The organism is Xanthomonas sp. NCPPB 3569, from assembly GCF_041475645.2.
Lineage (GTDB): Bacteria > Pseudomonadota > Gammaproteobacteria > Xanthomonadales > Xanthomonadaceae > Xanthomonas > Xanthomonas phaseoli.
In genome coordinates this window covers 4,120,443-4,144,304 of the sequence record NZ_CM192969.1, presented here as the reverse complement: position 1 = coordinate 4,144,304, position 23,862 = coordinate 4,120,443, and the positions used below count along the sequence as shown (strand labels likewise).

The 23,862-nt window shown below is 66.7% G+C and carries 8 protein-coding genes; all 8 read left to right on the top strand.

Annotated elements, in window-relative coordinates:
• Positions 1-285 precede the first annotated feature (285 nt).
• The 8 genes from purL to gspG all read left to right on the top strand — a co-directional run bounded on the left by purL (position 286) and on the right by gspG (position 23,854).
• The gene (gene purL, locus ACCQ03_RS17735) at positions 286-4,332 is read left to right on the top strand and encodes a phosphoribosylformylglycinamidine synthase (RefSeq protein ID WP_209226800.1); all 4,047 of its coding nucleotides are present in this window, start codon (positions 286-288) and stop codon (positions 4,330-4,332) included.
• Between the two features lie 674 nt (positions 4,333-5,006).
• Positions 5,007-8,201, top strand: coding sequence for a YadA-like family protein (locus ACCQ03_RS17730; RefSeq protein ID WP_209226797.1), 3,195 nt, complete (start codon positions 5,007-5,009; stop codon positions 8,199-8,201).
• A 102-nt stretch (positions 8,202-8,303) separates the two neighbouring features.
• Positions 8,304-10,187 carry a S8 family peptidase gene (locus ACCQ03_RS17725; RefSeq protein ID WP_209226795.1) on the top strand — a complete coding sequence of 628 codons (1,884 nt, stop codon included), beginning with the start codon at positions 8,304-8,306 and terminating at the stop codon, positions 10,185-10,187.
• 538 nt (positions 10,188-10,725) lie between these two features.
• Positions 10,726-17,796: an ESPR-type extended signal peptide-containing protein gene (locus ACCQ03_RS17720; RefSeq protein WP_150146907.1), complete on the top strand. Its 7,071-nt coding sequence runs from the start codon at positions 10,726-10,728 to the stop codon at positions 17,794-17,796.
• A gap of 223 nt (positions 17,797-18,019) precedes the next feature.
• The gene (locus ACCQ03_RS17715; protein ID WP_057679022.1) at positions 18,020-19,903 is read left to right on the top strand and encodes a diffusible signal factor-regulated S8 family serine peptidase; all 1,884 of its coding nucleotides are present in this window, start codon (positions 18,020-18,022) and stop codon (positions 19,901-19,903) included.
• 129 nt (positions 19,904-20,032) lie between these two features.
• On the top strand, positions 20,033-21,760 hold the full coding sequence (gene gspE / locus ACCQ03_RS17710; protein WP_057679021.1) for a type II secretion system ATPase GspE: 1,728 nt from the start codon (positions 20,033-20,035) through the stop codon (positions 21,758-21,760).
• A 175-nt stretch (positions 21,761-21,935) separates the two neighbouring features.
• Complete coding sequence (gene xpsF, locus ACCQ03_RS17705; protein WP_057679020.1) at positions 21,936-23,153, top strand: type II secretion system protein XpsF; 1,218 nt, start codon at positions 21,936-21,938, stop codon at positions 23,151-23,153.
• Between the two features lie 269 nt (positions 23,154-23,422).
• Positions 23,423-23,854 carry a type II secretion system major pseudopilin GspG gene (gspG, locus tag ACCQ03_RS17700; protein ID WP_003490502.1) on the top strand — a complete coding sequence of 144 codons (432 nt, stop codon included), beginning with the start codon at positions 23,423-23,425 and terminating at the stop codon, positions 23,852-23,854.
• Positions 23,855-23,862 lie beyond the last annotated feature (8 nt).

Here is a 23,862-nt window from a genome sequence, read left to right as displayed (position 1 = left end):
TCGCAGGGCCACGATGACGGTGCGGATGAAGACAGTAGGAGCAGGGCAGGGCGCTGCCAACCGGCGCGTTAGCCAGATGGCCAGACGCCAACGCGTTAGCCAGACAGCTAGTCGCCAGGTCGCTGCGCTATTCCGCCCGTCACGATGGCCGCGCCGAACGAAACGTGGGCTGGTGGTCTTCGGCCTGATTCGCTGGCCGATTGCCTTCCGCCGCACGCTTGACCGACGCCGACCCACCGGCTCCGTTACAATCTGCAGCCCCGTTTCTGACACGGTTCCCCGGACATGATGGTCCTCGAGGGCGCTTCCGCCCTTTCGCCGTTCCGCCGCGCTCGGCTCGAAACCCGCCTGCAAACCCTCGTTCCCGCGCTGCGTATCACTGGCGCCTGGCACGTGTACTTCATCCGCGCCGAGGCCGGGCAATCGCCCGACCAGGCCACCTTGCAGCGGATCCTGCAGGCCAACGCCGCGCCCGCCGCGCGCGATGCCGATGCCTCCTCGCGTTACGTGGTGCCGCGCCTGGGCACCTTGTCGCCGTGGTCGAGCAAGGCCACCGAGCTGGTACGCGGGGCCGGGCAGCCGATCCAGCGCGTGGAGCGCGGCACCCGCATCGACCTGGCCGGCTGGCCGGACGACGCGGCCGCCCAGGCTGCCGTGGCCAAGTTGCTGCACGACCCGATGACGCAATCGCTGCTCGGCTCGGCCGCTGCCGCCGAGGCACTGTTCAACGTGCCCGACCCGGGCCAGCTGCAGCGCGTGCCGCTGGATGGGCTGGAGCAGGCCAACCGCGACCTGGGCCTGGCCCTGGCGCAGGACGAGATCGACTACCTGCGCGAACGTTTCGGCGCGCTGGGCCGCGACCCGGCCGACGTCGAGCTGATGATGTTCGCCCAGGCCAACTCCGAACATTGCCGGCACAAGATCTTCAATGCCAGCTGGACCATCGACGGCAAGCCGCAGGAGCGCTCGCTGTTCCGCATGATCAAGCACACCCACCAGCAGACCCCGCAGCACACCTTGTCGGCCTACAGCGACAACGCGGCGGTGGTGGAAGGCGTGCCGGCTGCGCGCTATCGCCCGGATCCGGCCACCGGTCACTATCGCAGCGAGGCGGTGCTGCCGTCGGCCTTTGCGATCAAGGTGGAAACGCATAACCACCCGACCGCGATCGCCCCGTTCCCCGGCGCGGCCACCGGTGCGGGCGGCGAGATCCGCGACGAAGGCGCCACCGGCCGCGGCGGCAAGCCCAAGGCCGGCCTGACCGGGTTCTCGGTCTCGCACCTGCGCATTCCGACCCTGCCGCAGCCGTGGGAAACGCTGCGCGCGCTGAACCCGCGCATGGCGCCGGCGCTGGACATCATGCTCGACGGCCCGCTGGGCGGCGCGGCGTTCAACAACGAATTCGGTCGCCCGAACCTGCTCGGCTATTTCCGCAGTTTCGAGCTGGCCGAAGGCCCGGGCCTGACCCGCGCCTACGACAAGCCGATCATGCTGGCCGGTGGCCTGGGCGCGATCGATCGCAACCAGGTGGAAAAGCTGCGCCTGCAGCCGGGCGATGCGGTGATCGTGCTCGGCGGCCCGGCGATGCTGATCGGCCTGGGCGGCGGTGCGGCCAGTTCGGTGGCGGCCGGCGACAGCGCCGAGGCGCTGGATTTTGCCAGCGTGCAGCGCGAAAACCCGGAGATGGAACGCCGCTGCCAGGAGGTCATCGACCGCTGCGTGGCGCTGGGCGTGGACAACCCGATCCGCTGGTTCCACGACGTGGGCGCGGGTGGGCTGTCCAACGCCATTCCCGAGCTGCTGCACGATTCGGGCGTGGGCGGCATCATCGACCTGGGTCGCGTGCTCAGCGACGACCCGTCGCTGTCGCCGCTGGAACTGTGGTGCAACGAATCGCAGGAACGCTATGTACTTGGCGTGCCGCAGGCGCGCCTGGAAGAATTCGCCGCCATCTGCGCCCGCGAACGCTGCCCGTTCGCCGCGGTCGGCGTGGCCACGGCCGAGGAGCGGCTGGTGGTCGGATACGGCGTCCTGGACGCCGGGAATGGGGAATCGGGAATCGGGAATGGTAACGGCGTGCTGCCGGTTGCCGAAGCCGCTTCTCCCCATTCCCCATTCCCGACTCCCGATTCCCAGCTCCCGATCAACCTGCCGATGGATGTCCTGTTCGGCAAGGCGCCGAAGATGCATCGCGATGCGGCGCATCCGGCCGCGCCGCAGTGGCCGGTGCTGCAGACCGCGTCGCTGGACCTGCAGCAGGCCGGTTTGCGCGTGTTGGCGCATCCCACCGTGGCGTCCAAGAGCTTTCTGGTCACCATTGGCGATCGCAGCGTGGGCGGGTTGACCGCACGCGAACAGATGATCGGGCCATGGCAGCTGCCGCTGGCCGATTGCGCGATCACCCTGGCCGGTTTCGACACCTTCGAAGGCGAGGCGATGTCGATCGGCGAACGCACGCCGCTGGCGCTGTTGAACGCGGCCGCATCCGCGCGCATGGCAGTGGGCGAAGCGATCACCAACCTGTGCGCCGCACCGGTGCAGCGGCTGGACAGCATCAAGCTCTCGGCCAACTGGATGGCCGCCGCCGGCCATAGCGGCGAAGACGCGTTGCTGTACGACGCCGTGCGCGCGATCGGCATGGAGCTGTGCCCCGCACTCGAACTGAGCGTGCCGGTCGGTAAGGATTCGCTGTCGATGCAGGCGCAGTGGCAGGTTGGGAATGGGGAATCGGGAATCGGGAATGGTGAAACGCCAGAGTCCTCCGCTTCCACCATTCTCGATTCTCCATTCCCTATTTCCGGTGAAACGCTGAAAAGCGTTTCACCCGTATCGTTGATCATCAGTGCATTCGCGCCCGTGGGCGATGTGCGCACGCAGCTGACGCCGTTGCTGCGCAGCGGTGAAGAGAGCGAGTTGTGGTTGATCGGGCTGGGAGGCGGCAAGCAGCGGCTGGGCGGCTCGGTGCTGGCGCAGGTGTATGCCGACGACAGCGCGCTGCCGGCGTTCGGCGGCGAGGTGCCGGACCTGGACGATCCGCAGCGTCTGCGCAGTTTCTTCGAATTGATCCGCGACGCGCGCGACAGCGGGCTGTTGCTGGCGTATCACGATCGCAGCGATGGCGGTGCGTTTGCTGCGTTGTGCGAGATGGCCTTCGCGTCGCGGCAGGGCCTGGATATCACGCTGGATGCGTGGGGCGACGATGCGTTCCGCAGCCTGTTCAACGAAGAATTGGGCGCGGTGGTGCAGATTGCCAGCGAAGACCGCGCCGCGTTCGCCGACCTGGTCGAGCGCCACGCATTGACCGAATGCGCGCAGCGCATTGCACGCCCCACCGGCACGCCGCGCATCCGCGTGAGCGGGCAGGGCCGCGTGCTGGCCGAATGGCGTTGGGAAGAGCTGTTCGATGCGTGGTGGTCGGTGACCCATGCCATGCAGAAGCTGCGCGACAACCCGGACAGCGCCGATGAAGAGCGCGCGCTGGCACGCGATTTCAAGGCGCCAGGCCTGCGCCCGAAGCTGGTGTTCGACCCTGCCGACGATGTGGCGGCGCCGTTCGTGGCCACCGGTACGCGGCCCAAGGTGGCGATCCTGCGCGAGCAGGGCGTCAACGGGCAGATCGAAATGGCCTACAACTTCGAGCGCGCCGGTTTCCGTCCCTATGACGTGCACATGAGCGACCTGATCGAGGGCCGCGTGGACCTGCGCGAGTTCGTGGGCTTTGCGGCGTGCGGCGGTTTCAGCTACGGCGACGTGCTGGGTGCCGGCCGCGGCTGGGCGACATCCATCCTGGAGCGCTCGGCGTTGCGCGAGGCCTTCGCCGCGTTCTTCGCGCGCAGCGATACGTTCGCGCTAGGCGTGTGCAACGGGTGCCAGATGCTCAGCCAGCTCAAGGACATCATTCCCGGTGCCGAGCATTGGCCGCGCTTCTTGCGCAATCGCAGCGAGCAGTTCGAAGCGCGCACCGCGCTACTGGAAGTGGTGGAGTCGCCGTCGATCTTCCTGCGCGGCATGGCCGGCTCGCGGATCCCGGTGGCGGTGGCGCACGGTGAAGGGCGCGCAGAGTTCGATAGCGCCGTGGACCAGGCCGCCGCACGGGTGGCATTGCGTTACATCGATGGCGATGGCGCGGTGGCATCGCAGTACCCGCTCAATCCGAACGGTTCCCCTGACGGCATCACCGGGCTGACCAGCAGCGACGGCCGCGTCACCATCCTGATGCCGCACCCGGAGCGCACGCCACGCAGCGCAAACCTGAGCTGGTACCCGGCCGACTGGGGCGACGACTCACCATGGTTGCGGATGTTCCGCAACGCGCGGGTGTGGTGCGGTTGATGCCGTGCGGCTGATCGGCAGCCGCTGACGCATGATCCGACGGCCGTGTGCAGCGATGCGCACGGCCGTTGTCGTTTAGGCAGGTGCGTTGAATCTGCAATTGAAATCAGTTGCAGATTCAGCGCGTGCTGCCGCTACCACCACATGCGCGCGATGCGATCAACAGCCTTGCGCGGAAGCCAAGCGTGTTCGCTGGGCTCGCCCGCCTCGACTGCAATCTGCCGGTGGCGCTTGTGGCGCGCGCGAACCACGCGATGGAGCGGCTCAAATGGCGATAGTCGCTCGATGAGCGGAATGCGCCATGCGCTGCAATCGAAACTGTTGAAACCTAATCTTTGCGTTAGCGGTAGCGAATTCGCGACTAAATAATAAAACGATACCTGGCCATTTTTTAGTAACTTTCAAATCCCTTGATTATGTATTCCGCATCGCTGATTTTGCGGTGTGTGACGGCAATCGCATTGATGGCTCTACTTTTCAATTAAATTAATTTAGCGTTATCGATCTTTCGATCTACGCTTCTGTGTATTTAATGCTTTGAATTTTCAGTTTTGGAATACTCCAAAGCTGAGGCGAGTGCGCGCGAATATAAAACCTCAGGGGGACCGTGCGATCTGTTCGTGCGGTGGTCGGTTTTTACACACACCAGACCAAAAATGGGGAGATAGGCGTTAATGAAGCGAATTTATTTGGAGGCTGGTCGCGAGTCTTGTACTCACGACCAAATGGTGCCGCGTGTTCGCACGGTGGAAAATGCGCAGGGCAGCCTGCCGCGCGACCATACCAGCGGAGTGCTGGCCACGGCAGTGGCGATCGTGTTGTTCGGCATTGCCGGGGCGGCCGGTGCCGCGACGACACCGGCTGCAGCGATCATGCAGTGCCAGATGATCGAGGGCACGCTACGTTGCCCGGGCGAGGCGGGCACGGGGGCTCAGGCCGCACCCGCAGTAGCCAACGACAGCGCCACGCAAGCGGCTGCACCATCCGCCGCCGATGCGCAGATCCCGGCGTACGCGGACGGTGAGGATGCGCTGGCGTTGGGCAATGCGAGCAATGCGCTGGGCGATGCAACCATGGCGCTGGGCGGTGGAAGCCTGGCGTTGGACCGCGACGCGACCGCGATCGGTCATAACGCTGCGGCGGCGGGAGAATCGGCAATCGCCCTCGGCGGCGTTGCGACCGTGTTTGATTACGATGCCGACGGCTTCGTCATCGGCCAACGCGAACAGGCTACGCAGGCGTCAGGTGTGGGCGCCACGGCAGTGGGCGGTGGTGCGGTAGCGGGAACGCCGTATGCCAGCGCCATCGGCAGCGGCGCCAGCGCCAGTGGCGTGCAGAGCACGGCGCTGGGGTATCGCGCACAGACTTCCAGCGACGGCGCCACTGCCGTGGGCGGGCTTTCCAGCGCTGGCGGCTTTCTTTCCACTGCCGGCGGTTATTCCTCGCGTGCCAGCGCAGACACCTCGACGGCGTTCGGTTACAGGGCGCGAAGCGACGGTGCCAGTAGCGTCGCCGTTGGCGACACCTCTTTAGCCAGCGGAGCACAGAGCGTTGTCGTGGGCGGCGTCAGCAACTTCGGCTCGATTACCGCAGCGACCGGTCTTGGCGGCATTGCGCTGGGCTCGGGTGCGCAAAGCCAATCCGATTATGCGATTGCCATTGGCTACGATTCCAACGTATTTCCGAATGCGCCCGGCAATACCGATGCGGTGGCGATCGGGCACAGCGCCGGTTCGTTCGCACCACGCACCGTGTCATTGGGCGGCTTTGCCTTGGCGTCGGGCGATGGCGGCATCTCGATCGGCCACGGCAGCACCGCTTACAACGAAAACAGCGTGGCGCTAGGCGCGCGTGCCGCGACCTCGCAGTTCAATGGTGACAGCACCGTCATTGGCGCGGACGCGCAGGCCAACGGCGTGGATGCCGTGGCGATCGGCTACGGCGCGAAGGTGGGATCCTGGCTCGACGATGCCTGGAATCGTTCGGCATCCAGCGCGGTTGCGCTGGGGGCGCACTCCTATGCGTTTCGCAGCAACACGGTGTCGGTTGGCGATGTGCAAGCCGGCTTGACGCGCCAGATCACCAGCGTTGCGGCCGGTACCGAAGCCACCGATGCGGTGAATGTGGCCCAGCTCGATACAGTGCGCGCCGCCACCTCACGCATCGATGGCTATCTGGCGGTAACGCCGGCCACGGGCGCAACGACGGCATCTGCGCAGGGGCAGGGCGCCATGGCGCTGGGTGGCGCAAGCAGCGCGCTTGGCGCATCTGCCACCGCGGTGGGCTTCAATGCCTCCAGCGTTGGCCAGGGCAGTTCTGCGTTGGGCAGCCTGGCGGTTGCTGCCGGCGAGCGCAGCGTGGCGGTCGCCTCCGGCAGCCGTGCCTCGGCCACCGGTGCCAGCGCCATGGGTGTGGACAGCAGCGCCAGCGGCGTGAACAGCACCGCGATGGGCCGGCAGACCAGTTCCATCGGCGAAAACGGCGTTGCGTTGGGCTACAACTCCTTCGTGCGCGAAAGCGGCAGCAATGCCGTGGCGTTGGGTGCCAACGCGGGCGCCAGCGGTGCCGATTCGGTGGCATTGGGCTCGGGCTCGCGCGCCTATGAAGCCGACACGGTGTCGGTGGGTAGCGGCAACGGTCGCGGTGGCCCGGCCACGCGCCGCATCGTCAATGTGGGGGCGGGCACGATTGCCAGCGCCAGCACCGATGCGATTAATGGCGGCCAGCTGTTCCAGTCGCTGAGCAATGCGGCCAGCTTCCTCGGCGGCGGTGCGGCGATCGGTGCGCAAGGCGTGTTCGTGGCGCCGACCTATGTGATCCAGGGGGCCAGCTACAACAATGTCGGTGCGGCACTGACGGCGTTGGACAGCAAGGTCAGCGAGCTGGATGCGCGAGGCGGCGCGGCAACAGCTGCGTCACGTGTATCTGTCGCACGCCTGGCAACGGCGCGCACTGCAGCGGTCGACGCAACGGCCGATGGCTTGCAGTCGGCAGCGCTGGCGACCGACGCAACAGCCGACAGTGCCCTCTCGTCTGCAGCGACGGGCGCTGCAACTGGGCTTTCCGCAAGCACTGCGGTCCAGGGCACACCCACTGCCGCCGCCGTCGGCAGCATCACGCCGGCAGCCACGTCCACGGCAGTCGGTACGGCAGCAGTGGCCAACCACGTCACCGGCACGGCAATTGGCGGCAGCGCATATGCGCATGGCCCCAACGACACCGCCATCGGCAGCAATGCACGCGTCAATGCCGATGGCAGCACGGCGGTGGGTGCCAACACGCAGATCGCGGCGGTGGCCACCAATGCCGTGGCGATGGGCGAAGGTGCGCAGGTCACCGCGGCCTCGGGCACCGCCATCGGCCAGGGCGCCCGTGCCACGGCACAAGGCGCCGTGGCACTGGGCCAGGGCTCGGTTGCCGATCGTGCCAACACGGTGTCGGTGGGCAGCGTGGGCGGCGAGCGTCAGGTGGCCAACGTGGCGGCCGGTACGCGTGCCACCGATGCGGTCAACAAGGGCCAGTTGGACAGCGGCGTTGCCGCCGCCAACAGCTACACCGACAGCCGCTACAACGCGATGGCCGACAGCTTCGAAAGCTACCAGGGCGATATCGAAGACCGCCTACGCCGGCAGAACCGTCGCTTGGACCGTCAGGGTGCAATGAGCTCGGCGATGTTGAACATGTCCGCCAGCGTGGCCGGTATCGCCTCGCAGAACCGTATCGGCGCCGGTGTCGGTTTCCAGAACGGGGAGTCGGCGCTGTCGGTGGGCTACCAGCGTGCGATCAGCCCGCGCGCCACGGTCACCGTGGGCGGCGCACTCAGCGGCGATGACAGCTCGATCGGCGTGGGCGCCGGTTTCGGCTGGTAGCCGCAGGAGGACCACGCGGTTGCATGCATTCCCGCCGCCCGTCGTCGGGCGGCGCACTTTCTTCGTCATGCCCTTTCGCACTCACCTCGAAGGAATTCCATCGTGATCCAGAGCTCTTCTACGCAGGTCCTTGTGCTTGCCTGCTGTGTCCTGGCTGCGTCGTGCAGTACAGCGTTGGCCGCCACCGCCACCGCCACCGCCGATGCGGCAGCGGCCAGTGCCCAACGTCAACAGGCCATGGCCAATGCGCCGGTTGACAGAATCATCGTCCGCTACCGCAGCGGGCAGGTCGGCACCGCGCACGACATCGGCCGCAGTGCCTCGACGGCAGTCGGTGCGGCCGCTTCGCGCGCCTCCATCCGTCTTGCGCCTGCTGCACGCACCACTGCCACCGCAGCGCCAACCTACCTGCGCACGCTTGCCGCCGGCGGCGAACTGATCAAGCTGCCTGCCCAGCTCAGTCGTGCCGATGCCGACCGTCTTGTGCAGGAATTGAGCGCAGACCCGGACGTCGAATCGGCGCAGGTGGATTTGCGCATGTATCCGCTGCAAGCCAGCGGCGCATTGCCGAACGATCCGCTGCTGCAAACCAATCAATGGCATCTCATCGATCCGGTGGGTGGCATCAACGTCGCGCAAGCCTGGAAAACAACACAAGGCGAAGGCGTCGTCGTGGCGGTACTGGATACCGGCATCCTGCCCGATCACCCGGACCTGGCCGGCAATCTGCTTGCCGGCTACGACTTCATCACCGACCCGTTCTTCTCGCGTCGTGCCACGGCCGAGCGTGTGCCCGGCGCACTGGACCTGGGCGATTGGATCGCCGAAGACGGCGACTGCGGGTTGTTTTCGGTGGCCAGCGACAGCAGCTGGCACGGCACGCACGTGGCCGGAACGGTTGCCGAAGCCACCAACAACGGCATTGGCGGAGCCGGCGTCGCCTACAGGGCGAAGGTATTGCCGGTGCGCGTGCTCGGGCACTGCGGCGGGCGACTCTCCGACATCTCCGATGCCATCGTCTGGGCCTCCGGCGGTCACGTCGATGGCGTGCCGGACAACCGCGATCCTGCCGAAGTGATCAACCTGAGCCTGGGCGGTGGCGGCGCATGCGGTTCGACGATGCAGGCTGCAATCGATGGCGCAGTGGCGCGCGGCACCGCCGTGGTGGTGGCGGCGGGCAATTCAACTGCCGATGTCTCGACGATGGCTCCCGCCAACTGCGCCAATGTGATTGCCGTTGCCGCCACGCGCGCCACCGGCGGCCTTGCCGATTACAGCAATTTCGGCCGGCAGATCGACCTGGCCGGTCCGGGTGGCAGCTCGATGTCCTTCGTGACCAACGATGGTCCGATCCGCAGCTTTGTCTGGCAAACCCTCTATACCGGCAAAACCACACCAACCTCCGGGCAGTTCACCTATGGCGGCACGCATTACGCCGGCACCTCGATGGCGTCGCCGCATGTGGCCGGTACCGCCGCATTGGTGCAGAGCGCATTGATCGCCGACGGCAAACCGCCGCTGTCGCCAGCCGCAATGGAGAGCCTGCTCAAGCGCACGGCGCGTCCATTCCCGGTGTCGATTCCGGTGGCAACGCCGGCCGGGGCCGGCATCGTGGATGCCGGAGCCGCGGTTGCCCGCGCATTGCGTCGCTGCGAGAGGGGCGATGTGGGATGTCAGGTGGATGCACAGCCACTGCGTAATGGCGTGGTCCAGAGCGGCATCTCCAATCTGTCGGGCGATGCGGGCGTGTTCACGTTCCAAGCGCAGGCGGGTGCGGTGCTGAGTTTCATCAGCTTCGGCGGCAGCGGCCAGGCGCAGTTGTACGTGGCATTCGGACGCGAACCCACCGCCACCGACAACGACGGCGCGTCCACGCGGCGCGGCACCAGCCAGACGGTGCGCTTCACTGCCCCGCGTGCCGGCACCTACATCCTCAAGCTGGAAGGCAGCGGTTTCGACGCGGTGAACCTGCTGGCGCGTCAATGATCCGACGCCCAGCCGTCGGTGCGGCGAGATCGCCATTTCCTTGGCGGTGAATGCCTGAACCACGGCCGCTCCGCGCGCCGATGGACGGCGCATGCAGGGTGCGGGGCCTGTTGGCCGCAGGCCTGACCTGCCACACCCTGCATTTTGCGCAACCAAGCCCGCTGGCGCCCTGCCAGCGGGCTTTTTTGTCTTTTCCCGTTGCGCCTATTCAGCCCTGAAATGTCTCGAAGGACATGATCTAGGTCGCTGTTTTCCAAAGATTTATTAAAAATCTAAAAAAGCAAGCAGAAGTGTGACTAAACGCGCACTTCTCTTCGCTTTCTGTCAAAAACTTGACGCCTGAAATGACGGCTGTTAACACTCCGCTCAGTTCTATGGTTGGGTAGCGTTCACTTTTTGACTATCCAGGAAGCCGGCGCAAACCGCTCCGCCGCAAGGCCCATAGCGCGAACAACTGCGGTCAATTGCAGGCTGGAACGCCTTCTGCCGCCGGGTGTTCGCCAAAAAACCAGTCCAACAACTCAGGAGTCGTGCGTCGATGAATCGGATTTATCGCAAGGTCTGGAACAAATCGCTTGGCGTGTGGGCCGTAGCCTCGGAATTGGCCAGCGGCGACAGTCCCGGAGCGGTTGCCTCAGCCGCATTCATCGATCGCCGCCAGAGCCTGGCACTGGCCGCCGCCATCGCCCTGGCGCTGGGCACCGGGTTGGCCACGCCGCTTCCTGCCAATGCGCAATCGGTGGAAGTGGGCCGCGGCGCCGCGGCGCCGGCCAGCAAGGCCACCGCCATCGGTGCCAATAGCCATGCCAGCGCCACCGGTGCCGTGGCCACCGGCGCCAACAGCAGCGCCAGTGGCGTCAACAGCAGCGCGATCGGGCGCCAGACCAATGCGATCGGCGAAAACGCCGTGGCCATCGGCTACAACAGTTTCGTGCGCCAGAGCGGCGAAAACGGCGTGGCGCTTGGCGCCAATGCCGGCGTGACCGGCGCAAATTCGGTGGCGCTGGGCGCAGGCTCGCGCACCCACGAAGACGACGTGGTGTCGGTGGGCAGCGGCAATGGCCGCGGTGGCCCGGCCACGCGCCGCATCACCAACGTCACTGCCGGCGTCAATGCCACCGATGCAGTCAACGTGGCGCAGTTGCGCGACGTGGCCGATGTGGCCGAAGACACCGCGTTGTTCTTCAAGGCCTCTCCGGGCGAAGACAGCGTGGGCGCGTATGTCGAAGGCGACAGCGCCCTGGCGGCCGGCGACGGCGCCAATGCCACCGGCACGGCGACCACGGCACTGGGAACCGGCGCCAATGCGGTGGCCAACAACGCCACCGCGGTGGGCGCAAACGCGCTCGCGTCCGGGCAGAACAGCGCAGCATTTGGCCACAACGCACAGGCCAACGGTCCGGCGAGCGTGGCCGTGGGCGGCGCGGCAGTGGACGAAGACGGCGAGCCGTTGGTCACCAACGGCGGCGTGCCGGTCACCACCGGCGCCACCAGTGCCGGCGTCGGCGGCACCGCAGTCGGCGCCAGCGCCAACGCCGATGGCTTTGCGGCATCGTCGTTCGGCGTTGGTGCCTATGCGGCCGGTACGCAGTCTTCCGCGTTCGGTGCGGTCGCCAATGCGGCAGGCGATTACGCCACTGCGATTGGCACGCAGACCAGCGCCAGCGGCACCAGCAGCACCGCGGTCGGTGGTCCGGTCGATTACATCCCGGGTCTGGGCTTCTTCGTGCAGACCCAGGCCAGCGGCGAAGCCTCCACTGCGCTGGGCGCCGGTGCGACCGCATCGGGCACCTACACCACGGCAGTGGGCACGCTCAGCGAAGCCTCCGGCACCGAAGCCACCGCCGTGGGCTACTTCGCGTATGCACCGGGCGAAGGCGCAACTGCCGTGGGTCCGGAATCGTGGGCCAGCGGCGAACTGAGCACGGCGCTGGGCTATTACAGCACTGCCCGCGGCGCCAATTCGGTTGCGTTGGGCGCCAATTCGGTTGCCACGCGCGCCAATACCGTGTCGGTGGGTGCGGACGGCGCAGAGCGCCAGATCACCAATGTGGCGGCAGGCACCGAAGGCACCGATGCGGTCAATCTCGACCAGCTCACTGCGGTGTCCGATGTTGCATCCGCCACTGCGCGCTCGTTCGTCGCGACCGGCGATGGCACTGCGATTGCACAAGGCGTCGACAGCGTCGCTGCCGGTTCCAACGCATTGGCCGACAGCGACTACAGCACCGCGCTGGGTTCCAGCAGCGCGGCATCTGCGCAGGGTGCAACTGCAGTCGGCAGTGGCGCCAATGCCACCACCGACAACGCCACGGCAGTCGGCTTCAACAGCACTGCGGTGGCGCAGAACACCACGGCGCTTGGCGGCAACAGCAGCGCCTCTGGCGATGCCAGCACCGCAGTGGGCAGCGCAAGCCAGGCCACTGCCAACGGCGCGACGGCGCTGGGTTACGAAAGCATCGCCAATGGCGCGGACTCCACGGCACTGGGTGTGGGTAGCGTGGCATTCGGCGACACCAGCACCGCCGTGGGTGGTGCAAGCGTGGCCTTCGGGACCGACAGCGCCGCGTTCGGCGCCAATGCTGCGGCCGGCGGCACTGCATCCACGGCGATCGGCGCAAACAGCAGTGCCTTCGGCGAGCGCACCGTTGCGCTGGGCGGCGCCAGCAACGCGTCGGGCGACGACAGCATTGCGCTCGGCGCCAGCAGTCAGGCCTCTGCGCTGGGCACCACGGCCGTCGGCAGCAATGCCAACGCCAGCATTGCCAATGCCACTGCGGTCGGTTTCAACAGCAGTGCCGGCGACGACTACGCCACCGCACTCGGCGGCGACAGCAACGCATCGGGCTATTTCAGCACCGCCGTGGGCGGCACCAGCATCGCCAATGGGCGTGGTGCAACGGCCATCGGCTACGAAACCATCGGCAATGGAACTGCATCGACCGCGCTGGGGTTTGCCAGCGTGGCGTGGGGTGACGGTGGCACCGCCATCGGTACCGAAAGTCTTGCCTACGGTGACAACAGCACGGCAGTGGGCGCGAATGCGGCTGCGGCTGATACCGACTCGATTGCGGTCGGCACTTACGCAAATGCATACGGTCCGCGTGCCATTTCGCTCGGCGGCCAATCCAGGGCGACCGGCGATGACAGCATTGCACTGGGCTGGGGAGCGCAGGCTGAAGGCGAGCAGGGCATTGCGCTCGGCGCGGGCGGTCAAGCCGATGCGTACTCCACGGCCATCGGCGGCTACGCCAGCGCCAGTGGTTTCTTTGCCACAGCCGTGGGGAACAACAGCCGTGCCGTTGATTACTACGCCACCGCGCTGGGTGGCGACAGCATGGCATCGGGATATTTCAGCACGGCCGTCGGCGGCAGCAGCGTCGCCAGTGGGCGCGGAGCAACGGCGATGGGCGTTGACAGTGCGGCGCGCAGTGATCGCGACACCGCCGTCGGTACCGAAAGTGTGGCCGATGGTGGCGACAGCACGGCGTTGGGCGCAAATGCGCGGGCACTCTACGATTCATCGGTGGCACTGGGCGCAAATGCGCGGGCAGACAACTACTATTCGGTCGCGCTGGGCACTTACGCGCTTGCGACGGGTACAAGCGCCACGTCGATTGGCGGCCAGTCCTATGCGCCTGGTACCGAGAGCGTCGCGCTGGGCTGGCAATCCAATGCTTCGGGCGAGCAGAGCATTAGTCTCGGCAGCGGTGCGTATACACCTGCCGACAACAGCGTTGCGCTGGGTGCAGGTTCGCTCGCCGATCGCGCCAACACGGTGTCGGTGGGTGCAGCCGGAACCGAGCGGCAGATTGCCAATGTTGCGGCCGGCACCGAGGGCACCGATGCGGTAAATCTCGACCAGCTCAACGCCGTGGCTGGCGCCGCCGAAAATACCGCGCGCCTGTTCGCGGGCACCGGCACCGGCACCGCCGATGCGCAGGGCGAAGACGCGACCGCCGCCGGTTCCAATGCCACGGCCGACGGCGATTACAGCAGTGCGTTCGGGTCCAGCAGCCAGGCCACCGCGATTGGTGCGGTGGCCATCGGCAGCGGCGCCAGCGCCACCGCGCAATACGCCAATGCGGCCGGCTACAACGCAGCGGCCAGCGGCTTCGGCAGCGTGTCCAATGGCGCCTTCAGCCAGGCCAGCGGCGACTACGCCGTGGCGGTAGGTGGCGAGAGCGAAGCGGCCGGTGCGCAGAGCACCGCACTTGGTGCCGCCGCCGGTGCGTATGGTGATGGCTCGCTGGCGGTCGGTGCGCTGAGCGAAGCGCAGGGCAGCGAATCCACGGCCATGGGCTATTTCGCCAGCGCCAGTGGCGAATCGGCCACCGCCGTCGGTGCGGAGAGCGTTGCCGACGGCACCAGCGCGGCGGCGTTCGGCTTCGGTGCCGAGGCGACGTCCAACTACTCGACTGCGTTGGGTGGATATTCCAGCGCCAGCGGTTTCAACAGCACCGCGCTGGGTAATTTCAGCACTGCCAGCGGTTCGAACACGGTGGCCGTGGGTGGTGATGCCACCGCCACGGGCGCCTACAGCATCGCCGCCGGCCAGGGCAGTGTGGCCAGCGGCTACAACAGCGTGTCGGTCGGCGGCGCCTTGCTCGGCCTGTTGCCGACCGAAGCCTCCGGCGATTACTCCACTGCAGTCGGTGGCGCGGCGTGGGCACCGGGCCTCAACAGCACGGCGCTGGGCAATTTCGCTGGGTCCACCGGCGAAGGCAGCGTGGCGCTTGGCGCCGGTTCGGTTGCCGATCGCGACTTCGCGGTGTCGGTGGGCAGTGCCGGCAACGAGCGTCAGATCACCAACGTGGCGGCCGGTACGCAGGGCACCGATGCGGTGAATCTGGACCAGCTCAACGCCGTTGCCGAAGCCGGTGCAGCCACGAGCAAATACTTCCAGGCCAGCGGCAGCGCCGATAGCGATGCAGGTGCCTACGTCGATGGCGATAACGCGCTGGCGGCAGGCGAGGGTGCCAATGCCACCGGTACCGGCACCACCGCATTGGGCGCGGGCGCGCAGGCAGTGGTGGACAACGCCACTGCCGTGGGCGTGGGCGCACTGGCTGGCGGCACTGGCGCGGCCGCATTAGGCAGCAATGCCCAGGCGGTGGGCGAAAACAGCAGCGCGGTCGGCAGCAACGCGTTGGCCAGCGATATCGGCGCCACCGCCAACGGTGCGGGCGCGCAGGCGATTTCGACCTACACCACTGCACTGGGCAGCGAAGCGGTGGCGTCCGACAATCAGGCCATCGCTGCGGGTTTCCGCAGTACCGCATCCAGTGTTGGTAGCGCCGCCTTCGGTGGCTACAGCGAATCGACCGGCCGCCTGTCGTCGGCACTGGGCTATGGCGCGGTCGCGTCGAGCGATTACAGCACCGCCGTCGGCGCCGTTGCGTTGGCCTCCGGTGCCAGCGCCGTCGCCGTTGGCGAATTCAGCGAAGCCATCGGCGACGAGAGCGTGGCCGTGGGCGGCAGCACGTTCTTCGGGTTCATCCCGGCACGTGCCTCCGGCACGGGTGCGGCGGCATTCGGTGCCGGTGCCTGGGCCACCGCGGACTACACCACCGCCATCGGCTGGAATTCCTATGCCGACGGCGTCAATGCCAGCGCCTTGGGCCAGAGCGCGGCGGCGCTTGCCGACAACACCCTGGCACTGGGCGGCGGCAGCCGCGCCGATGCGGTCGGTGCCAGTGCGGTTGGCGTGGATGCGTCGGCGACCGGCATCAACAGCACCGGCGTCGGTCGTCAGGTGAATGCCATCGGCGAAAATGCGGTGTCGGTGGGCTACAACTCCTTCGTGCGCCAGAGCGCGGTCAACGGCGTGGCACTGGGTGCCAATGCGGGTGCGACCGGTGCCGATTCGGTGGCATTGGGCTCGGGCTCGCGCACCTACGAAGCCGACACGGTGTCGATCGGTAGCGGCAATGGCCGCGGTGGTCCGGCCACGCGCCGCATCGTCAATGTCAGCGCCGGCCAGGCCGCCACCGACGCGGTCAACAAGGGGCAACTGGATGCACTGGCGGCCGATGTGCAGACCACCAGCGGCATGCTCAAGACCACCGGCGACGGCGTGGCCTCGGCCACTGGCGATCGCGCCACGGCGGCAGGTGCTGGCGCCACCGCCAGCGGCGCACGCAGCGTGGCGGTCGCCTCCGGCAGCCGTGCCTCGGCCACCGGTGCCAGCGCCATGGGTGTGGACAGCAGCGCCAGCGGCGTGAACAGCACCGCGATGGGCCGGCAGACCAATTCCATCGGCGAAAACGGCGTCGCGTTGGGCTACAACTCCTTCGTGCGCGAAAGCGGCAGCAATGCCGTGGCGTTGGGTGCCAATGCGGGCGCCAGCGGTGCCGATTCGGTGGCGTTGGGCTCGGGCTCGCGCACCTATGAGGCCAATACGGTGTCGGTGGGTAGCGGCAATGGCCGCGGTGGTCCGGCCACGCGCCGCATCGTCAATGTGGGTGCCGGCACGATCGCCAGCGCCAGCACCGATGCGATCAATGGCGGCCAGCTGTTCCAGTCGCTGAGCAATGCGGCCAGCTTCCTCGGCGGCGGTGCGGCGATCGGTGCGCAAGGCGTGTTCGTGGCGCCGACCTATGTGATCCAGGGCGCCAGCTACAACAACGTCGGTGCGGCACTGACGGCCTTGGACAGCAAGGTCAGCGAACTGGATGCACGCAGTGGCGGCACTGCCTCCGGCACCGTCGCACGCACTGCGTCGCTGCGTACCGCAACGGTGCCGGCCGTGGCGACGACTGCAGTTGGCGATGTGTCCAGCAATGTCGCAAGCACCGCGAGCGATGCAACGGCCGCTGTGCAGGGCACACCCACTGCCGCCGCCGTCGGCAGCATCACGCCGGCGGCCACGTCCACGGCAGTCGGTACGGCAGCAGTGGCCAACCACGTCACCGGCACGGCAATCGGCGGCAGCGCGTATGCGCATGGCCCCAACGACACCGCCATCGGCAGCAATGCACGCGTCAATGCCGATGGCAGCACGGCGGTGGGTGCCAACACGCAGATCGCGGCGGTGGCCACCAATGCCGTGGCGATGGGCGAAGGTGCGCAAGTGACCGCCGCGTCCGGCACGGCGATCGGCCAGGGCGCCCGTGCCACGGCACAAGGCGCCGTGGCACTGGGCCAGGGCTCGGTTGCCGATCGTGCCGACACGGTGTCGGTGGGCAGCGTGGGCGGTGAGCGTCAGGTGGCCAATGTGGCGGCCGGTACGCGTGCCACCGATGCGGTCAACAAGGGCCAGCTGGACAGCGGCGTTGCCGCCGCCAACAGCTACACCGACAGCCGCTACAACGCGATGGCCGACAGCTTCGAAAGCTACCAGGGCGATATCGAAGACCGCCTGCGCCGGCAGAACCGTCGCCTGGACCGTCAGGGCGCGATGAGCTCGGCGATGTTGAACATGTCCGCCAGCGTGGCCGGTATCGCCTCGCAGAACCGCATCGGTGCCGGTGTCGGTTTCCAGAACGGGGAGTCGGCGTTGTCGGTGGGCTACCAGCGTGCGATCAGCCCGCGCGCCACGGTCACCGTGGGCGGCGCACTCAGCGGCGATGACAGCTCGATCGGCGTGGGCGCCGGTTTCGGCTGGTAAGGCGTTATCGCATCAAACGCGGCGGCGCCAGGTGCGCCGCCGCGATCTGCAAGGCCTGAGGGGGCGGGCAAGGACCGTGGCTGGGCCGGCCAACGGATTCGCATGGAATGATGGCCGTACCAGGGGTGGCCGACAAGGACGCAGCGCACCGCACCGCGGTGACGCAGCGATTGCGCCGGCTGCGCCAAGCCTGATTCACGAAAAATACGAAGAGGACTTCACCGTGATCGACAAGAATTTCCGTCTCAACCCGCTGACCGGCGCCATCCTGATGATGGCCCTTGGTGCCTCTGGCACGCTCGCTGCCGCCCCCAAACTGCTGGTCAAGGAACCGACCCAGGCAGCCCCGGCCGGCGCAGCGTTCGGTAGCCGGTTGATCGTGCGCTACAAGGACAACACCGCCGCTGCAACCGATCGCAGCAGCAAGCTGAGCGCCGTGCAGGCCGCGGTGGGCCGCGTTGGCGCCAGTACCGGCGCGCGCAGCAGCGCTGCCGCCGCCAAGGCGACGTATGTGCGCAAGCTGGGCATCGGTTCGGACCTGATCAAGCTGTCCAGCACGCTGACCGCCGCGCAGGTGGACAAGGTGGTGGTCGAGCTCAAGAACGACCCCTCCGTGGCCGACGTGCAGATCGACCGCATGCTGCGCCCGATCGACATCAGCAAAAGCGTTCCTGCCACCGACGTGAGCCCGCAGCTGGTTCCCAACGACCCGTTCTACGCCCAGTACCAGTGGCACCTGAGCAACCCCAACGGCGGCATCAACGCGCCGGGCGCCTGGGATCTGTCGCAGGGCGCAGGCGTGGTGGTGGCGGTGCTGGATACCGGCATCCTGCCGGATCACCCCGATTTTGCCGGCAATCTCCTGCAGGGCTACGACTTCATCACCGACGCCGAAGTCTCGCGTCGTCCCACCGATGCGCGCGTGCCGGGCGCACTGGATTACGGCGACTGGGAAGAGGCCGACAACGTCTGCTATGCAGGTTCGCAGGCGCAGGAAAGTTCCTGGCACGGCACCCATGTTTCGGGCACCGTGGCCGAGGCGACCAATAACGGCGTGGGCATGGCGGGCGTCGCACCGAAGGCGACCATCCTGCCGGTGCGCGTGCTCGGCCGTTGCGGCGGTTACACCTCCGACATCGCCGATGCGATCGTGTGGGCCTCCGGCGGCAGCGTTGACGGCGTGCCGACCAACACCAATCCGGCCGAAGTGATCAACATGAGCCTCGGTGGCGGCGAACCCTGCGATTCTGCCACCCAGCTGGCGATCAACGGCGCGGTGTCGCGCGGCACCACCGTGGTGGTTGCCGCCGGCAACAGCAGCGAAGATGCGTCCAACCATTCGCCGGCCAGCTGCAACAACACCATCACCGTTGGCGCCACGCGCATCACCGGCGGCATCGCCTACTACTCCAACTACGGCAGCAAGGTCGACCTCTCTGGCCCGGGCGGCGGCGGTAGCGTGGACGGCAATCCGGGCGGTTACGTCTGGCAGGCCGGATACACCGGTGCGACCACGCCGACCTCGGGTAGCTATACCTATATGGGTCTAGGCGGCACCTCCATGGCCTCGCCGCACGTCGCCGGCGTCGTGGCGCTGGTGCAGAGCGCGGCCATCGGTCTGGGCGAGGGCCCGCTGACCCCGGCTGCGGTCGAAGCGCTGCTCAAGCAGACCAGCCGCCCCTTCCCGGTGACCCCGCCGGCCAGCACCCCGATCGGCAGCGGCATCGTCGACGCCAAGGCCGCGCTGGAAGCGGTGCTGGAGGAGCCTTGCGACCCGGCCACCGAGAGCTGCGCGCCGAGCGCCATCGCGCTCACCAACAAGGCGCCTGTTGCTGGTTTGAGCGGTGCCGCCGGCAGCTCCACGCTGTACAGCTTCGACGCCAAGGCCGGCGCCGTGCTCAGCTTCATGACCTACGGCGGCACCGGCGATGTGTCGATGTACGTCAGCTTCGAGGCCGAGCCCAGCGCGACCAGCTACGATGCCAAGTCCACCCGTCCTGGCAACAGCGAAACCGTGCGTTTCACTGCCCCCAAGGCCGGCACTTACTACATCAAGTTGGTCGGTGCGGCGAGCTACGCGAAGCTGACGCTCGTTGCACGACAGTAAGTAGCGAAATAGTGTGACCGATGCCCCCGGCCAATCGCCGGGGGCATTGTTTTCCAGGGCGATTCAGATGCGCGCGGTTGATCGTCGCGGCAAACTGCTACAGTCGGCGCCGGACCAGTGGAGACGAGTGTGAACGCGGTTGCCGTCGATCCAATCGAGCATCGAAGTGCGGAGGCGCGCATCGTCGATGCGCTGCTTGAACGCCGTCGTCTGAAAGATACCGATCTGCTGCGCGCGCGCCAGTTGCAGGCCGAATCCGGCATGGGCTTGCTCGCCTTGCTCGGCCGTTTGGGTCTGGTGTCCGAACGCGATCATGCAGAAACCTGCGCCGACGTCCTTGGCTTGTCGTTGGTGGACGCACGCCAGCTTGGCGACACGCCGCCGGAAATGCTGCCGGAAGTGCAGGGGCTGTCGCTGCGCTTTCTCAAACAATTTCACCTGTGCCCGGTCGGCGAACGCGATGGCCGGCTGGAGCTGTGGATCGCCGATCCTTACGACGATTACGCCATCGATGCGGTGCGTCTTGCTACCGGCTGCACGTTGCTGTTGCAGGTGGGCCTGCGTTCGGAAATCGATGACCTGATCGAGCGCTGGTACGGCCAGGGCCGCAGTGCGATGGGCACCATCGTGGAAACCGCCGATGGCGATGCCAACAGCAGCGACGACATCGAAGCGCTGCGCGATCTGGCCTCCGAAGCACCGGTGATCCGGCTGGTGAACCTGGTGATCCAGCACGCGGTGGAGCTGCGCGCCTCCGACATCCATATCGAACCGTTCGAAAGCCGGCTCAAGGTGCGGTACCGCGTGGACGGCGTGCTGGTGGAAGGCGAAAGCCCGCCGGCCAAGCTCACCGCCGCGGTGATCAGCCGCATCAAGATCATGGCCAAGCTCAACATCGCCGAGCGCCGGCTGCCGCAGGATGGCCGCATCATGCTGCGCGTGCAGGGCAAGGAGCTGGATCTGCGCGTCAGCACCGTGCCCACCGCGCATGGCGAAAGCGTGGTGATGCGCCTGCTCGATCGCGAAACGGTGGTGTTCGACTTCTACAAGCTGGGCTTTACCGAAGACTTCTTGCCGCAATTCCGCAAGGTGCTGGAGCAACCGCACGGCATCATGCTGGTGACCGGCCCCACCGGCTCGGGCAAGACCACCACGCTGTACACCGCGTTGAGCCAGCTCAACACCTCCGATGTGAAAATCATCACCGTCGAAGACCCGGTGGAATACCAGATCGAAGGCATCAACCAGATCCAGGCCAAGCCGCAGATCGGGCTGGATTTCGCCAACGCGTTGCGCAGCATCGTGCGTCAGGATCCGGACATCATCATGATCGGCGAAATGCGCGACCTGGAAACCGCACGCATCGCGATCCAGTCAGCGCTCACCGGCCACCTAGTGCTGTCCACGCTGCATACCAACAACGCGGCCGGCGGCATCACCCGTCTGCTGGACATGGGCGTGGAGGATTATCTGCTCACCTCCACCATCAACGGCATCCTGGCGCAGCGCCTGGTACGCAAACTCGACCTGGCCAACGCCGAGCGCTACGCCGCCTCGCCGGAAGAAATCGCCAGGTTCGACCTGCGCCGCCTGCAACCGGAGGGCGAGATCTTCCTGTATCGCCCGCGCCCCTCGGCCACCGCACCTACCGGCTACCTGGGCCGCACCACCATCGTCGAATTCCTGGTGATGAACGACGAACTGCGCCGCGCGGTGATGCGGCGCGCCGGCATGGGCGAAATCGAACAACTCGCACGCCAGGCCGGCATGCGCACCATGTACGAGGATGGGCTGTCCAAGGCCCTGCGCGGCGAAACCACCATCGAAGAAGTCCTGCGCGTCACGGAGGATGCGTGAGCATCAATGGGGCGGCAATGGGCATGGGATGCTCAGAAGCGAAAGTTAGCCGCAGCAACGGCATCGCACGACGTTGCGCGCGCGCATTTGTGCGCCCGGCCACGCTAACGCAGCGCGGCATTTTGCTTTTGCCGAATCCCGAATCCCGATTCCCCAATCCCGGCCCCCCAGCCTGATGCCTCTCTACCGCTACAAAGCCCTCGACGCTCACGGCGAAATGCTCGACGGCCAGATGGAAGCGGCCAGCGATGCCGAGGTGGCGTTGCGTCTGCAGGAACAGGGCCATCTGCCGGTGGAAACGCGCCTGGCCACCGGCGAAAACGATTCGCCGTCGCTGCGCATGCTGTTGCGCGAGAAGCCGTTCGACAATGCGGCGCTGGTGCAATTCACCCAGCAATTGGCCACGCTGATCGGTGCTGGGCAGCCGCTGGACCGCGCACTGTCGATCCTGATGGATCTGCCCGAAGACGAAAAGAGCCGGCGGGTGATCGGCGATGTGCGCGATACCGTGCGCGGCGGTGCGCCGTTGTCGTCCGCACTCGAGCGCCAGCACGGGCTGTTTTCCAAGCTGTACATCAACATGGTGCGTGCGGGCGAAGCCGGCGGCAGCATGCAGGACACGCTGCAGCGGCTGGCCGATTACCTGGAGCGCAGCCGCGCGCTCAGGGGCAAGGTGATCAACGCGCTGATCTACCCGGCGATCCTGCTGGCGGTGGTGGGCTGTGCGTTACTGTTCCTGCTCGGTTATGTGGTGCCGCAATTTGCGCAGATGTACGAAAGCCTGGATGTGGCGCTGCCATGGTTCACCCAGGCGGTGTTGAGCGTGGGCCTGCTGGTGCGCGACTGGTGGATCGTGCTGGTCGTGGTACCGGGCGTGCTGGGGCTGTGGCTGGATCGCAAGCGTCGCAATGCCGCATTCCGTGCATCGCTGGATCAATGGCTGCTGCGCCAGAAGGTGGTCGGCAGCTTGATTGCCCGGTTGGAAACCGCGCGCCTGACGCGCACCCTGGGCACCTTGCTGCGCAATGGCGTGCCGTTGCTGGCGGCGATCGGCATCGCGCGCAACGTGATGTCCAATCTGGCCTTGGTGGAGGATGTCGCCAATGCGGCCGACGACGTCAAGAACGGCCATGGCCTGTCGATGTCGCTGGCACGCGGCAAGCGCTTTCCGCGGCTGGCGCTGCAGATGATCCAGGTGGGCGAAGAGTCCGGCGCACTGGACACCATGCTGCTCAAGACCGCCGACACCTTCGAACTGGAAACCGCGCAGGCCATCGACCGCGCATTGGCCGCGCTGGTGCCGTTCATCACGCTGGTGCTGGCCTCGGTGGTGGGGCTTGTCATCATTTCGGTCCTGGTCCCGCTGTATGACCTTACCAATGCAATCGGCTGAGAGCGGAGCTCGGTGCAACGGTGCAGTCGTCGCGCGCACACAGCCGGTGCCCGGAATCGACATGGAGCGCTCGTACACTGCATATCCTGCGCGTGTGCCGCGTCCAATGGCCAACCGCGCGCAACGCCTTGTCAGCTACGCGCTTACCGGGCAGCGTATTCATCACAACGTTTCGGTGACCGCACGACACCCATGCGGGAACCATTGCAATGCCCGCCGTGTCATCTGTTGGCGGCAGCATCCCTCATCGACGTGCAAGGAAATCGTTCATGATCAAGCGTTCCATCACCCGCAGTCCGTCGCGCGCAGGCCAGGCCGGTATGAGCTTGCTGGAAATCATCATCGTCATCGTGCTGATCGGTGCGGTGCTCACGCTGGTCGGCAGCCGCGTGCTTGGCGGTGCCGATCGCGGCAAGGCCAATCTGGCCAAGTCGCAGATCCAGACGCTGGCCGGCAAGATCGAGAATTTCCAGCTCGACACCGGCAAGTTGCCGAGCAAACTCGATGACCTGGTCACCCAGCCCGGCGACAGCAGCGGTTGGCTGGGCCCGTACGCCAAGCCGGCCGAACTCAACGACCCGTGGGGCCACGCCATCGAATACCGCGCCCCCGGCGACGGTCAGCCGTTCGATCTGATCAGCCTGGGCAAGGACGGCAAGCCCGGTGGCAGTAGTTACGACGCGGACATCAAGTACCAATAAGCGCTCGC